The organism is Paraflavitalea sp. (genome assembly GCF_059502485.1).
Genome location: NZ_JCACET010000010.1, coordinates 2,032,097 through 2,047,856, shown reverse-complemented (window position 1 = coordinate 2,047,856; position 15,760 = coordinate 2,032,097). Strand labels below are relative to the sequence as shown.

General features: G+C 45.3%; 12 protein-coding genes and 3 tRNA genes. 14 read left to right on the top strand and 1 reads right to left on the bottom strand.

Annotation, left to right across the window (positions count from 1 at the left end; translation table 11 throughout):
- Window positions 1-18 precede the first annotated feature (18 nt).
- The 6 genes from AC5JBY_RS25310 to nusG all read left to right on the top strand — a co-directional run bounded on the left by AC5JBY_RS25310 (window position 19) and on the right by nusG (window position 2,647).
- Window positions 19-91 (top strand) — tRNA-Gly (locus AC5JBY_RS25310).
- 87 nt (window positions 92-178) lie between these two features.
- Window positions 179-250 (top strand) — tRNA-Thr (locus AC5JBY_RS25305).
- 192 nt (window positions 251-442) lie between these two features.
- Complete coding sequence (gene tuf / locus AC5JBY_RS25300; RefSeq protein ID WP_495907458.1) at window positions 443-1,630, top strand: elongation factor Tu; 1,188 nt, start codon at window positions 443-445, stop codon at window positions 1,628-1,630.
- Window positions 1,631-1,795: 165 nt separating this feature from the next.
- A tRNA-Trp gene (locus tag AC5JBY_RS25295) sits at window positions 1,796-1,866 on the top strand.
- Between the two features lie 14 nt (window positions 1,867-1,880).
- Window positions 1,881-2,078, top strand: a complete 198-nt coding sequence (secE, locus tag AC5JBY_RS25290) for a preprotein translocase subunit SecE (RefSeq protein WP_495907457.1) — start codon at window positions 1,881-1,883, stop codon at window positions 2,076-2,078.
- Window positions 2,078-2,647: a transcription termination/antitermination protein NusG gene (nusG, locus tag AC5JBY_RS25285; protein WP_315816825.1), complete on the top strand. Its 570-nt coding sequence runs from the start codon at window positions 2,078-2,080 to the stop codon at window positions 2,645-2,647. Before secE ends, nusG begins: the two co-directional genes overlap by 1 nt.
- A 156-nt stretch (window positions 2,648-2,803) precedes the next feature.
- Here nusG and AC5JBY_RS25280 read toward each other — a convergent pair whose 3' ends face one another.
- Complete coding sequence (locus AC5JBY_RS25280; protein ID WP_495907456.1) at window positions 2,804-3,292, bottom strand: hypothetical protein; 489 nt, start codon at window positions 3,290-3,292, stop codon at window positions 2,804-2,806.
- A gap of 368 nt (window positions 3,293-3,660) precedes the next feature.
- Between AC5JBY_RS25280 and rplK the strand changes: the two genes are divergently transcribed.
- The 8 genes from rplK (at window position 3,661) to AC5JBY_RS25240 (ending at window position 15,760) form a co-directional block, all read left to right on the top strand.
- Complete coding sequence (gene rplK, locus AC5JBY_RS25275; RefSeq protein WP_495907455.1) at window positions 3,661-4,104, top strand: 50S ribosomal protein L11; 444 nt, start codon at window positions 3,661-3,663, stop codon at window positions 4,102-4,104.
- Window positions 4,105-4,157: 53 nt separating this feature from the next.
- Window positions 4,158-4,850 carry a 50S ribosomal protein L1 gene (gene rplA / locus AC5JBY_RS25270; RefSeq protein WP_495907454.1) on the top strand — a complete coding sequence of 231 codons (693 nt, stop codon included), beginning with the start codon at window positions 4,158-4,160 and terminating at the stop codon, window positions 4,848-4,850.
- A 77-nt stretch (window positions 4,851-4,927) separates the two neighbouring features.
- The gene (gene rplJ, locus AC5JBY_RS25265) at window positions 4,928-5,461 is read left to right on the top strand and encodes a 50S ribosomal protein L10 (RefSeq protein ID WP_495907453.1); all 534 of its coding nucleotides are present in this window, start codon (window positions 4,928-4,930) and stop codon (window positions 5,459-5,461) included.
- A gap of 123 nt (window positions 5,462-5,584) precedes the next feature.
- Window positions 5,585-5,959, top strand: coding sequence for a 50S ribosomal protein L7/L12 (rplL, locus tag AC5JBY_RS25260; RefSeq protein WP_495907452.1), 375 nt, complete (start codon window positions 5,585-5,587; stop codon window positions 5,957-5,959).
- A gap of 613 nt (window positions 5,960-6,572) precedes the next feature.
- Entirely contained in the window at window positions 6,573-9,725 is a 3,153-nt protein-coding gene (locus AC5JBY_RS25255; RefSeq protein WP_495907451.1) for a SusC/RagA family TonB-linked outer membrane protein, read from the top strand.
- A 32-nt stretch (window positions 9,726-9,757) separates the two neighbouring features.
- Entirely contained in the window at window positions 9,758-11,308 is a 1,551-nt protein-coding gene (locus tag AC5JBY_RS25250; protein ID WP_495907450.1) for a RagB/SusD family nutrient uptake outer membrane protein, read from the top strand.
- A 123-nt stretch (window positions 11,309-11,431) separates the two neighbouring features.
- A complete protein-coding gene (locus AC5JBY_RS25245) occupies window positions 11,432-12,439 on the top strand; it encodes a LacI family DNA-binding transcriptional regulator (RefSeq protein WP_495907449.1) in 1,008 nt (335 codons plus the stop codon).
- 333 nt (window positions 12,440-12,772) lie between these two features.
- Window positions 12,773-15,760 (top strand): SusC/RagA family TonB-linked outer membrane protein, encoded by a 2,988-nt coding sequence (locus AC5JBY_RS25240; RefSeq protein ID WP_495907448.1) that lies wholly within the window; start codon window positions 12,773-12,775, stop codon window positions 15,758-15,760.

The following is a 15,760-nucleotide window of genomic DNA, read 5'->3' as shown; positions in this document are numbered from 1 at the left end:
TTACATAGATTATTTTAAGCGGGAGTAGCTCATTTGGTAGAGCGATAGCCTTCCAAGCTATAGGTGGCGAGTTCGAGCCTCGTCTCCCGCTCTTTTTCAGTACGAAGTCCGGAGAACGTAGTCTGAAGTACAGCAATCGACTCCTGACCCTGTACTTGGAACTCCCGACTGGCTATAGGCCGTTGTAGCTCAGTGGTAGAGCACTTCCTTGGTAGGGAAGAGGTCGTGAGTTCGATTCTCACTAACGGCTCAGTTCTTTTAAAATTGTAAAAACAGGATGATCGCTTTTGTAAAGGAAAAGCCATCCGGTTGAGGCGAACGATCCCGCAAAACGGGAAAGAAGTTTAAATGTGAGACGCAACAGGTGCTGTAAGCATCGATCGTGCCGACTACATGATAAAAAACAAACATTGTAAAACCACACAACTAAAAACAGATAACGATGTCAAAAGAGACCTTTAAGAGGGATAAACCTCACGTTAACGTTGGTACCATCGGTCACATTGACCACGGTAAAACCACCCTTACTGCTGCTATCACTACTATCTTGTCTTCAAGAGGTATGGCACAGGCGAAAAAGTATGATGAAATTGATGCTGCTCCTGAAGAAAAAGAGCGTGGTATCACCATCAATACCGCACACGTGGAGTACCAAACGGCTAATCGTCACTATGCACACGTTGACTGTCCTGGTCACGCTGACTATGTGAAGAATATGATCACTGGTGCTGCTCAAATGGACGGCGCTATCCTGGTTGTGGCGGCTACAGACGGTCCTATGCCCCAAACAAAAGAGCACATCCTGCTGGCTCGTCAGGTAGGTGTTCCCCGTATGGTGGTTTTCATGAATAAAGTTGACCTGGTTGATGACCCAGAGTTACTGGAACTGGTGGAAATGGAAATCCGTGAGCTGTTGACTTTCTACGGCTTCGACGGTGACAATACACCTATCATCAAGGGTTCTGCTACCGGCGCACTCGCTGGCGAAGAAAAATGGGTTAAGCAAATCGACGAGCTGATGGATGCTGTTGATACTTACATCCCTCTGCCTCCCCGTCCTGTTGACCAACCGTTCCTGATGAGTGTGGAAGACGTATTCTCTATCACTGGTCGTGGTACTGTTGCTACTGGTCGTATCGAGCGTGGTCGTATCAAGGTTGGTGAAGCCATCGAGATCGTAGGTCTGATGGAAACTCCCCTGAACTCCACTGTAACAGGTGTGGAAATGTTCCGCAAACTGTTGGATCAGGGTGAAGCTGGTGACAACGCTGGTCTGTTGCTCCGCGGTATTGAAAAAACACAGGTTCGTCGTGGTATGGTACTGGTTAAGCCCGGTTCTATCACTCCGCACACTGAATTCAAAGGCGAAGTTTACGTACTGAGCAAAGAAGAAGGTGGTCGTCACACTCCATTCTTCAACAAATACCGTCCTCAGTTCTATTTCCGTACTACAGACGTAACTGGTGAGTGCGAACTGCCAGCTGGTACTGAAATGGTTATGCCTGGTGATAACACATCACTGACTGTAAAACTGATCCAACCCATCGCGATGGAGAAAGGTCTGAAGTTCGCTATCCGTGAGGGTGGTCGTACAGTAGGTGCTGGTCAGGTTACCGATATCATAAAATAAGCCCTCATTTCCCCTTTTATAGGGTTGAAAATGAAAGCTTAGATGTATATTTGCAAAGTACCTGAACCTTATGGTTCAGGTACTTTGTTCTAAAAAAGAAGTTCTTTGCATAGCCCGTATAAGCTTGATAATCAATTGGTCAGGCGTCGGGTGAATACAAAATACACGGGCATGGTGCAACGGTAGCATACGGGTCTCCAAAACCTTTGATCTGGGTTCGAATCCTAGTGCCCGTGCAAATAACTTTAGCATGAATAAAGTAACAACCTACTTCCAGGAGTCCTACAAGGAGTTGGTGGAAAAAGTAACCTGGCCTACATGGGCGCAACTGCAGCAATCTACTATGATTGTGCTGGTGGCTACCCTGATCATTACAGGCGTTGTATGGGTTATGGACGTCGCTGCCCAATCAGGCCTTAAATTCATCTATTCATTGTTTAGCAAATAATGGAAAATCAAACTATTCAACAACAGGAAACTAAGTGGTATGTGCTCCGCGTGGTGAGTGGAAAAGAGCGCAAGGTAAAGGAGTACCTGGACAAGGAGATTTCCCGTGGCGGATGGGGAGAGGTAGTAAAGCAGGTTTTCCTTCCGGTAGAGAAAGTATATAAAGTACAGAATGGAAAGAAAGTAATGCGGGAAAGGAACTACTATCCCGGTTACGTAATGATTGAGGTGATTGAAGGAAAACTGTCTGACGATTTACGCGAAGCCATCAAAAATACTACCAGCGTTATCCATTTCCTCGGTAAAGAAAATCCTATCGCTCTCCGCAAAGCGGAAGTGAATAAGATGCTGGGTAAAATGGATGAAATGGCAGAAGCGGGTGGCGTAAGCATGATCGAGCCATTCATCGTTGGCGAAACCATCAAGATCATCGAAGGTCCTTTCAACGACTTCAACGGTATCATTGAAGAAGTGAACGACGAGAAGAAGAAACTGAAAGTAACCGTGAAAATATTCGGCCGTTCTACACCTGTTGAGCTCAACTACATGCAGGTAGAGAAATTAGCTTAATACCGGCACAACTTATTAAAAAGCCACAATCATTGATTGTGGCTTTTTTTATTGTATTAAACAACTCGTTCAGCATATATCAACTTACACCATCGCTCAATAAAAAAGCCTTCCCTGCTAAAAGGAAGGCTTACTATTTAATGCGATAGTATATTATTAATTATCGTCATCGTCATTGTTGTCGTCAGCAGCAGGCTCATCATCGATGGCTGGCTCGTCGATGTCAGCAGCTGGCTCATCATTGTAAGTAGGCTCTTCGATGACAACTGTTTCTTCGATTACCTCTTCAACAGGAGCTGGTGCTACTACTGGTTTTGGAGCTGGCTTTTTCTTCGCCGCTTTTTTCTTGGCTGGTGCTTTCTTCGCAGGAGCCTTTTTAGCGGGCGCTTTTTTAGCAGGCGCTTTCTTGGCAGCCTTTTTAGCCGCTTTCTTAGTTGCCTTTTTTGCTGCTTTTTTAGGAGCTGCTTTCTTGGCCGCTTTTTTAGCTGCTTTTTTCTTAGGGGCTGCTTTCTTTTTAGGAGCCGCCTTTTTCTTGGTTACTTTTTTCAGAGCCTTTTTAGCTACTTTTTTAGCAGCCTTTTTCTTGGGGGCCGCCTTTTTTTTAGGAGCAGCTTTTTTAGCTGTTTTTTTCTTTGCTTTGGCCATAGTGTGATATATTTTTTTAGTTGTTCGTGAAATACATTGCAGCAAGTTGCAATTCAATGCAAAAGCTACGGAGAAAAATTCAAAAAATAAAAATTCATAAGAAGTTTGATAGCGGAGAACAACCTGAACTGCATTATTTTAACCAGGCTAACGGTAAAATAAGCACGCCCGGAACCCCTTCAGTGCCTAACTTTGCTGCTACCCACATATTCAGAAAAAGCTTGGTTTTTACTGTAATTTTCATACCTTTGCGACCCCAATTATAAGTTCTTTAAAGTCCCATGCTGAAATGGGATAGAGGAATTTGGGAGATCGAGTAGCGGCAAATCAGCCACGAAAGGTCGTTTGAACCAATAAATCATTTAAAAATGGCTAAAGAAATTACCGGCTTCGTAAAGCTACAGGCAAAAGGCGGTCAGGCCAATCCGGCGCCTCCTATCGGTCCTGCTCTCGGTTCCAAAGGTATCAATATCATGGAATTCTGTAAGCAGTTCAATGCCCGTACTCAAGACAAAATCGGCAAAGTACTCCCGGTTTTGATCACTGTTTACTCCGACAAGTCCTTCGAGTTTGTTATTAAAACTCCCCCCGCTGCTGTTCAGTTATTGGAAGCTGCCAAGTTGCAAAGTGGTTCTAAAGAGCCCAACCGTAACAAGGTAGGCAAAGTGAACTGGAACCAGGTTGAGGCTATTGCTAAAGACAAAATGCCCGATCTGAACTGTTTTACCCTGGAAAGTGCTATGAAAATGGTGGCTGGTACAGCCCGTAGTATGGGACTTACAGTGGATGGTAAAGCTCCCTGGGAAAACTAATCTCTTCACTGTCTCTGCAATCCTTGCGGAGGCGTCCTAAAAACTGAATGACAATGGCAATTCCTAAAAAAAGAAAAGCGGTAGACGCTAAGATCGATAAAAACAAAGTGTATTCACTCAAAGAAGCATCTACAATCGTAAAGGATGTGAATACTACCAAATTTGATGCTTCTGTAGACCTGCACATCCGTCTGGGTGTTGATCCCAAGAAGGCCGACCAGGCTATCCGTGGTACCGTTACCCTGCCTCATGGCACTGGTAAAACTAAACGTGTACTGGTTCTTTGCAACCCCGACAAAGAAGCTGATGCGAAAGCAGCCGGCGCTGACTTTGTAGGTCTGGACGAATTCATCCAAAAGATCGAAGGTGGTTGGGTAGATGTAGACGTTATCGTTGCTACTCCTTCCGTAATGCCTAAGATTGGTAAACTGGGTAAGATCCTCGGTCCCCGTAACCTGATGCCTAACCCTAAGACTGGTACAGTTACCAACGACGTAGCTGCAGCAGTAAATGAAGTAAAAGGTGGTAAAATTGCCTTCAAGGTAGACAAAGCTGGTATCATCCACGCTTCTATCGGACGGGTAAGCTTCAGCCCCGAAAAGATCGCTGCGAACAGCACTGAGCTGATCAACGCTATCATCAAGGCTAAGCCATCTTCTGCAAAAGGTACTTACCTGAGAAGCGTATTCATGGCAAGCACCATGAGCCCCGCTATCCCGGTTGACACCAAATCTTTAATGAACTAAATTTTATAACGCGTTCATGGGCTACGAACCCGGAAGGGTAGAGGAGCTGACAGCGAAAACATCTAAAAATTTGCGTTATGACAAAGCAAGAAAAAAATGAAGTGATTGATGCATTGAAGGAGAAATTCTCTCAATACAACAACTTCTACATCACTAATACAGAATCTCTCACCGTTGCACAAGTTGGTAAACTGCGCCGTGTTTGTTTCAGCAAGAATGTTGAAATGAAAGTGGCAAAGAACACCCTCATCAAAAAAGCGCTCGAAAGCCTGGACGAAAAACGTTACTCTGGCGTATTCGATTCTTTGAATGGTGTAACTGCCATCATGTTTAGCGAAAACGCTAAAGAACCAGCCCTCATCATCAGCGACTTCCGCAAAGCCGGAAAGAAAGATGAAACAAGGCCCGTATTGAAAGCAGCCTTCATCGATGGCGACGTATTCGCAGGAGATGATCAACTGAAGACCCTCGTTGCGCTGAAAAGCAAGAACGACCTTATCGGCGAGATCATCGGCTTACTGCAATCACCTGCCAAGAATGTTATCAGCGGCCTGAACGCTGGCAACAAACTCGCTGGCCTGGTGAAAGCACTGGAAGACAGAGCTCAATAAGTATCAAAATACTACCCAAGCCTTCGGGTATAAGTGAAGGCAAATTAAATTACCTCCGCCGGAGGGATGGCTTTAAAACTGTAAAAGCCTGAACCATGAAGGCGGTTTTTAAAACGAAGTAAAATGGCAGACTTGAAAGCATTTGCTGAGCAGTTGGTTAACCTGACTGTTAAAGAAGTAAACGAATTAGCTAAGATCCTGAAAGAAGAGTATGGTATCGAGCCTGCTGCTGCTGCTGTAGCTGTAGCTGCTGGTGGTGGTGCTGCTGCTCCTGCTGCTGAAGAAAAGACTTCTTTCAACGTTATCCTGAAAAATGGTGGCGCTAACAAACTGAACGTAGTTAAGATCGTTAAGGATCTGACTGGTCTCGGTCTGAAAGAAGCTAAAGATCTGGTAGACGGCGCTCCTAAGCCCGTTAAAGAAGGCGTAAGCAAAGCTGACGCTGAAGCTCTGGCTGCTAAGCTGAAAGAAGCTGGCGCTGAAGTTGAAATCGCTTAATCAGGATTTCCGCTCAAATAATTACCCCGGCCACAAGCCGGGGTTTTTTATTTTCCTTCCCGTTAGTGCCCTTTTTCGATTTGTCTTACCTGTTTGTTCAACCGGTGTTCCTGTACAAGCGGTGACACCTTTCGTCTTCGTCGTAAGCGAAAGGTGTCACCGCTTCTGCACAGCGTTGCTGGTACTTTTTCCAGTCGTCCACTGAACTACTGCATAGCTTTAACTTCTTTTCAGTTTACCAACCCACACGTATATCTGTTTATCAACCATCCCTTTTCAACCTATCAACTTATTAACCTGTCAACTTCCCTCCACCGGTTTCGTAAACTTATTTTGCAAAATCGGTTTAGTTACTTAATATTGGATACCCTCTCCCGAAATCTTTATTACCGTGTAGAACTGTTTGAATACGTTGATGATCAACGATTCAAATCCCTTTTCCCTATAGCCATCCCTGACTCAATTGTAGATGGTTTAGTCTATTGATTTTTATAGCACTGGATTTTCAGCAACTCCCCTGGCTCTGTTAACGATTGAACAGAATGGACACCCCTGACCCTTACAACAGCATAAGGCCTGTTCTGTAAGCATGTTCACCAATTTAACACTGCATATGAAAAAGCTACATTCCAACTTCATGCAGGCGGGATTGCTATTCCTGTTACTGCTCCTAACTTCCTCTTTAGCTATCGCACAAACAAGAATGATCACGGGTAAGGTCACTGATCCCAAAGACAACACTGGATTACCTGGTGTATCCGTTCAGGCAAAAGGGGCCGCTGCTGCCACACAAACGGGTAGTGATGGCAGCTTTCGTATTGAAATACCACAAACCGTTAAAGCATTGGTCTTTTCATTTGTCGGATATGACGACCTGGAAGTATCCATTGGGGAATCCGATGTAGTCAATGCTTCGCTTATTGCCAGCAGTAAGACGATGCAGGACGTGGTAGTGATCGGCTATGGTACACAACGTAAATCAGATCTTACCGGGGCGGTGGGATCTGTGAAAGCATCTCAATTGGCAGAGCGGCCAGCGGTGTCCCTCAACCAGGCGCTGGCGGGCAGGATACCGGGTGTGCAGGTAAACACCAACTCAGGCAGGCCGGGCGGGCAAAGCAATGTACGTATACGTGGATTTAGTTCCATCAACTCTTCCAATAATCCGCTGTATGTAATAGATGGCGTGATCATCCCTGTTGGTACACAAACGCAGAACAGTAATGCCATCGACTACATCAACTCCAGCGACATAGCCTCGGTGGAAGTACTCAAAGATGCTTCTGCTACTGCCATCTATGGCGCGCGCGGCGCCAATGGTGTGATACTGGTAAGTACTAAAAGGGGCAGCACATCGGGTGGTAGAATTACGTATGATGTAGAACTGGGTATACCTACCATTGGGCCAAACCGGGTAAAGATGCTCAATGCAAAAGAGTATGTGGCAGTGGAAGATCTTGCTTATGACAACATCAAAGTGTATGACCCTGCCGGCTGGGCTGCCGGTAACTATGCTTCCACGCAGGATCCACGGGTGAAACGCAAGAACATACCTTCTCTTTTTGATGCCAATGGTGATCCATTATACAATACCGATTGGCTAAAAGAGTCCACACAACAGAAGCTATCCCAAAACCACCAGGTATCATTCTCCAATGGTAATGGTGATCATAACTATGGTGTATTCCTGGGTTACCGTAATGACAATGGATTGCTGTTGAACTCTTATCTCAAACGTTATTCCGGCCGCTTTGTATTTGATAGTAAAATAAAGAGCTGGCTTAAAATAGGTGGTACACTTGGGTACAACAATCAACAGGAAAATATAGTAGATCAGGGAACGGGTGGATTGAACTCTGTGCGTATGATTACGGAGTCGTTCCCATTCCTGCCGGTTAAATATCCGAACGGCAAATGGGCTGACAATGCAGACTATCCCGATGCTGAGGGTGGCTCCAACCCTGTGCATATTCTCAGCGAGCGTAAGTTTGGTATGGTTACGCAAACTACACTTGGTAACGTATACGCTGATATTTACCTCGCTAAGGGACTCGAGTTGAGGACAATACTGGGCGCTTATATTGCTGCCCGTAATGTTACTGAATACAATGGCAGAAGCTTATCGAACATTTCACTGGATCAGCGCGGTACTGCGAACGTGGCTAATGGACGGGAGTCTTACTGGTCATCTGAAAGCTACCTGACTTATAATAAAAAGGTGCGTGAGAATGATGAGTTTACTGGTATGCTCGGTATATCCTGGCAGGAGACCAATATTTATAACAATGGTGTAGGCGCGGAGAACTTCTCTACCGATTATTTTCTATCCAATAATTTGGGTGCGTCCAGCAAACCAATACCCGGTACATCCAACAGGGCGCGCTTTGCTTTCAACTCCTACTTTGGCCGGTTCAATTATGTGTTGAATGATAAATACCTGCTCACGGTGACAGGACGGGTGGATGGTTCTTCCAAGTTCGGGGCCAATCATAAATATGCTTTCTTTCCATCGGCAGCATTGGCATGGCGCATGTCGGAAGAAGAATTCCTGAAGAACAGTAATGTTATATCGAATATGAAAATGCGCGCCAGTGTGGGGGTGACGGGTAACTCTGAAATACCTACTTATTCCGCATTATCCCTGCTGGGTTCCGATTATGCAGGCATTATTGCCAATAACCGCGTAAGTGGTGTGGGGCTTGGACGCCTGGGCAACCCCGATCTGCGTTGGGAAAAGACCACTCAAACAGATGTTGGGTTTGAGGTAGGATTGTTCAACAACAAGGTATTATTGGAAGCAGATGTTTATTACCGTAAAACAACTGATATGTTGTTGAATGCACCGGCGCCGCGTACCAGCGGTTATGCTTCTATCTATAAGAATATCGGCAGTATGGAGAACAAGGGGTTGGAATTGTCCATCGGTACCGTGAATATCAATACGCCCGACTTTACCTGGAGCACTGCTTTCAACATCTCCATGAACAGAAATAAGGTGCTGGCGCTGGCTTCACCAGCTGACATCTTTGGCGTGGGTAATCCCAACTTCACCAACCAAACCGGCATTATCAGGATAGGGGAGCCCGTGGGTTCTTTCTGGGGACTTACCCGTTTAGGTACATGGGCTACGAAGGATGCAGCTGAAGCGGCTAAGTTCTCCAGCTACCGTGGTGGTAAACCGATCCTGCCGGGCGATATCAGGTACCTCGATGTGAATGGCGACTCTGCGATCAATGATGCCGACCGGAGTGTTATAGGTAATGGTAATCCTGACGGATGGGGTAGTCTCTTCAACACTTTTAAATACAAGAATTTTGAGCTCACCGTAGAGCTGCAGTTTGTGTATGGCAATGACGTGCTGAATATGACCAAGCACTCGGGCGAAGACCGCCAGGCATTGGCCAATAGTTTTGCAACAGTATTGAATGCCTGGACGCCTACTAACCAGAACACGCCTATTGCAGCCATCAGGAACAGTAAAGCAGGCTATGTGACCAACGTGGATACGCACTGGATGGAAGATGGTTCATTCCTCCGGGGTAGAAACATTCTGTTGGGATATACGTTTGCGCCTTCGCTAATCAAACGGTTACAGCTTCAAAAGTTACGGGCGTATGTTTCTGTACAGAACTTCTTCCTGGCTACTAAGTTCAGTGGTAATGATCCGGAAGTAACGACGTATGGACAGCCATTTGCGCAAGGACAAACCTTTTTCGATTATCCCAAGCCCACTACGTATACACTGGGCGTAAACGTAAGCCTGTAACTCCCCCTTTCTTCATTTAAAAGTTAGTTCATATGAAATACTCAATTATAAAATATAACACCATCTTGTTTTATTGTTTGTTGTTATTGGCGGCAACGGGTTGTAATAAGTTTCTTGAAGAGGATAATGATCCATCCAATCTTAGTCCCGATAACTATTATACTTTGCCTGAGCATGCTGACGCTGCTATTGCTGCTGGCTATGCACGCACGCGTTTTATAGGAGAAGGCGCCGGTATCTTTGTACAGAACTTTTCTATGTTGGAAGTGGTGACCGGAACATCACGTACAGAGACTGCTCAAAATTCAGATCTCAATAACCTGGTAGGATTGGTACATAATGGCGATAATCTACTGATCAATAACTGGTGGAATGGCTTGTATAACGTAATTGCCCAGGCCAACCTGGTGTTGGAGAAAGTGCCTCCTATCGATATGGACGCCGCGCGGAAAAACAGGGTGTTGGGCGAGGCTCGTTTCCTGCGGGCATGGGCTTATTTCTATGCCGTGAGGTTGTGGGGTGATATACCTTTGCTGACAAAGCCCATCTTCAGTTCTGCTGACAGCAGCTTTTCTCCTTCCAAGTCAACTGTGCAGGTAGTATATGATCAAATCGTTGCTGATCTTACTACGGCAGAGAACTCTGGTTTGCCATGGCGGGACTCTACTGGTAAAGCATCTCTGGGGAGTATCAAATCGTTACTGGCAGAAGTGTACCTTACGATGGCGGGCCAGCCCTTGAATAAGGGTGTTTCTCATTATACGCTGGCTGCGGCCAAAGCCAATGAAGTAATCACCAATGGCACTTTTTCGCTTTTTAGTAATTATGGGGATCTCCACAACCTGACGATGGAGAACAGGGGTGAGTATATTTTTGAGATCCAGTATCTCGCTTCTGTGGCTGGTAATCCTATTCAACCTATTCTGTTGCCCAACTTCAAAGGTGTTTCTGCTTATGGTACTGAAGTAGGTAGTACCGTGCCTACGCCGGCGTTTTATGCATCGTATGAAGCGGGTGATAAGCGTACCATAGACAGGCAGGGGTTCTTTTATACTTCTTATTATTCCGAAGGTAACGGGGCTTTGAAAAACCTCGGCGCTCCTTATATATTTAAGCATTTTGATGTGGTGGCTAACGGAACATCAGGTGTGGCAGGCACCACACAAAGTGATCTCAACTGGCCGCAGCTACGCTTTGCTCAGGTATTGCTGACCTATGCCGAAGCGCAGAACGAGGCCGGCGGCGGCCCCAATGCGGCAGCCTGGAATGCGTTGAAGGCTATCAGGGATAGGGCAGGGCTGGTGACGCCTGCTTTGGGTACGTTTAACCAGGCCAGTTTCCGGGACCTCGTGTGGAAGGAGCGGTGGCATGAGCTGTGTTATGAAGGGATCACCTGGTTTGATATGGTGCGGCTCAGAAAGGCGTACAAGGAAAGTTCCAATTCCTTTGTCGATTTCGTGGGGCATGTCTTTGCCGACAACAATGCCAAGCTGGAGCAGAAACACCTGCTTTTCCCCATCCCGACCAGTGAAATCAGGAATAATCCAAACGTGAAGCCACAGAATCCGGGCTATCCAGAATAATAGTGTGGTAAGTACACTTTTAAAAGAAATAAACCGGTCAGGAAATCCGGGTTTCCTGGCCGGTTTATTATTGAGAAGAATGGTTTAGATTAGCACTTTTTTACAACCATCGTTCATCCCATCATGAAAAGAGTATCACTGAAAGACATCGCTAAAATGGTAGGGGCTTCTCCTTCGACAGTGTCTTTTATTCTGAATGGCAAAGCCAGCCAGATGCGTATCAGTGAAGAATTGAAGAATAAAGTAATGGCTACCGCCAAGAAAATGGGCTATCAGCCTAACCAGGTAGCCGTTAGTCTTCGCACGGGGCAAACCAAGATATTGGGATTGCTGGTAGAGGATATTGCGAATAATTTCTTTGCCTCGCTTGCTAAAACGATTGAAGTAGAGGCTGAGGAATTTGGTTATAAAGTACTTTATTCCAGTACTGAAAACAATAGTAAAAAGGGTGTAGAGCTGTTGCGCCTGTTGACGCAACGCCAGGTGGATGGTTACCTGGTAACTCCTACACTGGGTATGGAAGAGGATCTTGAGATGCTCGTAAAGCACAAAAAGCCGCTGGTGTTGATGGACCGCTATTTCCCTGATATTGAAGCTGCTTACGTGCAGGTAGATAATGCGGGGGCTGTGTTGACAGGTATGGAGCATTTTATCAAGAAGGGATATAAAAAGATAGCCTTCATCACCATCGAGTCTGGTCTGATCCAGATGCGTCAGCGGGAGGATGCTTATGTTGACGCGATTGGTAAAAGCGAGCAGAAGAAAAAACTCATTCTTAAGGTCAATTATAATGGCGATCGGGAAATTATCATAAATCAAATAACTGAGTTCCTTAAAAAGAATAAGCCCGATGCGGTTTTATTCGCTACCAACTATCTGGGTATCCTTGGCCTGGAGAGTATACGGGGTATAGGATTGACTATTCCGAGCGATCTGGCTGTTATTTGTTTTGATGACAATGACATTTTCCGCCTGCACCTACCCGGAATTACGGTACTTCAGCAGCCTGTGGAAGCAATAGCCCGCACTGCTATTCATATCCTGATGCACCAACTTGGTAACAATAAGGTAATTATCAAAAAAAATCAGGTGCAGCTTGCAGCGAATTTTATAGTCAGGGAGTCTACTTAAAAAATGATTAATTAACAGTCCTTTGTATTTCTTTTTGCAAAATCGGTTTAGTTGCGTAATATTGACCCGCACTTTGCGTTAAGAAATCACATCCAATCTCCTGATCCTATACTATTATACCTTATTCGTGTTTTAGAAACGTGCCTTCTTTGCAAGCTTGTTGCTATAAGTATATTTTTTTTGTAGCATGGCTAAAACGTTTTAGTGTTAGCCTTTATTCATGATAATATTTGTTGCTGATTATACCGGGTTTTATAGTCAGTGATGTCAGATAAGATAGTCAACGAAAAGTTTTTTAATACAAACAAATAAACCCAAACAAAACACTTGCGTATGGAAAAGCGACGTTCCAACCTCGTGCGGGGGAGTGTGCTTTGCCTAATGGCATTGCTATTTTTCTCCGTCACCGCTTTCTCTCAAACGAGAACCGTTACCGGTAAGGTAACCGGAAAGGACAATCAGCCAGTTCAGTCTGTTTCCGTAACTATCAGAGGTACCACTACAGCTACTACTACAGATGCAGATGGCGCCTTCAGTATCAGTGTCCCTAACAATTCTACTGTTCTTGTTTTCTCTGCTATTGGTTTTGCCGAGCAGCAAGTTCCTGTTGGGAGCTCTTCTACTTTAGATATTGTACTGCAATCCGGCACCAAATCACTTGATGAAGTGGTGGTAATCGGTTATGGTACACAGAAGAGAAAAGAGACTACTTCTGCGGTAGCTTCTGTTAAGGCAGAAGACTTTAACCAGGGTGGTGCAAGGAATGCGCTTGACCTCGTTCAGGGTAAAATTGCTGGTCTGAACATTACCAGAACTGGTAGCAGTAACCCTAACTCAGGTGTTGCCATTCAATTGCGTGGTGTGAGCTCTTTGACAGGCTCTCTTTCTCCTTTGGTGGTAATTGATGGTATCCCCGGTGGTAACCTCGATCTTTTGCAACAGGATGATATTGAGTCTATCGACGTGTTGAAGGATGGATCTGCTGCTGCTATCTATGGTACTCGTGCCAACGGTGGTGTAATCCTGGTAACTACCAAGAAAGGTAAGGCCGGTCCTGCCCGTTATGATTACTCTACTTACTGGAGAAAAGAGTATATCACCAGAAGACCTGATTTCATGACTGCAGCTGACTATCGCGCGAAGATCGCTGAAGGGCTTATTCCTGCTCAGTATGGTACAGGTGTTTATGGTTATAATACGGACTTCTTTGATGCTATCGTAAATCACGATAACCTCACTCAATATCATAACCTGGCAATCTCTGGTGGTTCCAACACTACCAGCTACCGTGCAAGTATTTATTACAATGACTTTCAGGGTATCGCATTGAAGAACAATCGTTCTCAATACGGCGCCAGGTTGAATATCAACCAGCGCGGTATGAATGGACGTCTGACTACTCAGGTCAACGTGGTAACTAACTTCAACAGGGCTAACCTGTTAGGTGGCGGTGGCTGGGAAGACCAGTTGGCCAAGATCCCTACGCTTTCTAATTACAAGGCTGATGGTACCTGGTATTTTGAGCCAACCAGCACCAACCAGCTGGCAAGGTTGTATCAAGAGAAGAACATGCGCGATCAGCAGACTACTGCTGCCGATGGCAAGATCTCTCTTGAGTTGCTGAAAGGATTAAAAGCGTCTTTCTTTGGTTCAGTACAAAGGAATAGCTTCATAGATAACTATTATGCAGAGCTCAACTCTGAAGTATCTGTTGAAAACCCTGTGATCCCACAAGGTGGTGGAGTAGGTGCTCCCGGTGGCCGCGCTTCCAAGAGTACTTCACTTAGCATTGATTATGCTATGGAACCTACTATCGAGTATAATACCAAGATAAAAGAAGATCATTCGATCTTTGCATTGGCTGGTTATAGCTATCAGTATGGTTTCTCTGAGAACTTCAGTGCTTCCAACTCAGGATTTGTGAATGACCTTTTCCATGAAGATAACCTCGGAACCGGTAATCAGCTGATTGCTGGTAAAGCAGGTATCTCCAGCGGAAAATCTGACAACACGCTGATCGCGTTCTTCGGAAGGTTGAACTACGCTTATAAAGAGAAGTACATGGCGACGTTCATTTTACGTCGTGAAGGTTCTTCCCGTTTCGGTGCAAACAACAAGTGGGGTAATTTCCCTGCCGTGTCTGCAGGCTGGAATATCGATCGTGAAGATTTCATGAAGAATATCGAGTTTGTAAACAACCTGAAACTGCGTGTTGGTTATGGTGTAACTGGTAACTCTGGTATTCCTAACTATAGCTCGCTGGTTACCCTGGGTACTGGTGGTTTCTACCTCAATCCTGATGGCGCCTGGAGACAAACTTATGGTCCCAGCAGAAACCCTAACCCTGACTTAAGGTGGGAGAAGAAAAAAGAGTTGAACATCGGTATCGACTTCAGTGTGCTGAGGAATCGTTTGAGTGGTTCTATCGAACTGTATCAACGTAGAACAGAGGACCTGCTTGAAAACTATAACACGCAGTTACCTCCATTTATCCAGCCTACTATCTATACTAACGTAGGTACTGTTGAGAGCAAGGGTATCGAGCTTACTTTGAATGCCGTAGCTATCAAGAATAAGGACTTCTCCTGGGATATGGACTTCACTGCCAGCACCAACAAGAACAGGCTGGTGACTTTCTCCAACGACGTGTTCAAGATCACTTATAAAGAATATGGTGGCATTGGCGGTTTCGGCGCCCTGGGTAACGCTATCCGCACTTATGAAGGTGGCGACCTGGGTAACTTCTACGGCAAGCGTTTTGCCGGCTTCGATGCCAATGGCAAATGGTTGTTCTACAAGGCTGATGGTAAAACCAAAGTACCTTTTGGTGATATCAAAGAAGGTGACCTTGGTGTGATCGGCAATGGTATTCCTAAATACTACATGTCCTGGACGAGCAATGTCTCTTACAAGAATTTCGACCTGCGTGTATTCTTCCGCGGAAGGTTTGGTAACGACATCCTGAATACCATGGATCTTTCTTATGGTAACAAGACTGCTCTGCCCAACAATCTGTTGAGAAGCGCATTTGGCAAGTACAACGAGCTGAAGGATACTTATCAGTATTCTGATTATTATCTGCAGCCTGGTGGCTTCCTGAAACTGGATAACGTAACGTTGGCTTACAGGTTCAAGCTCAAGTCTGAGTATGTACGCAGCCTGCGTGTATACGTAAGTGGCCAAAACCTGGTTACGTTTACAAAGTATGATGGTAATGATCCTGATTTCGTGAATGACACTGGTTTGGGTGCTGGCGTAGACAGCCGTGGTCCTTATCCATCAACAAGACAGTACACTGTTGGTCTTAATCTTGGTTTCTAA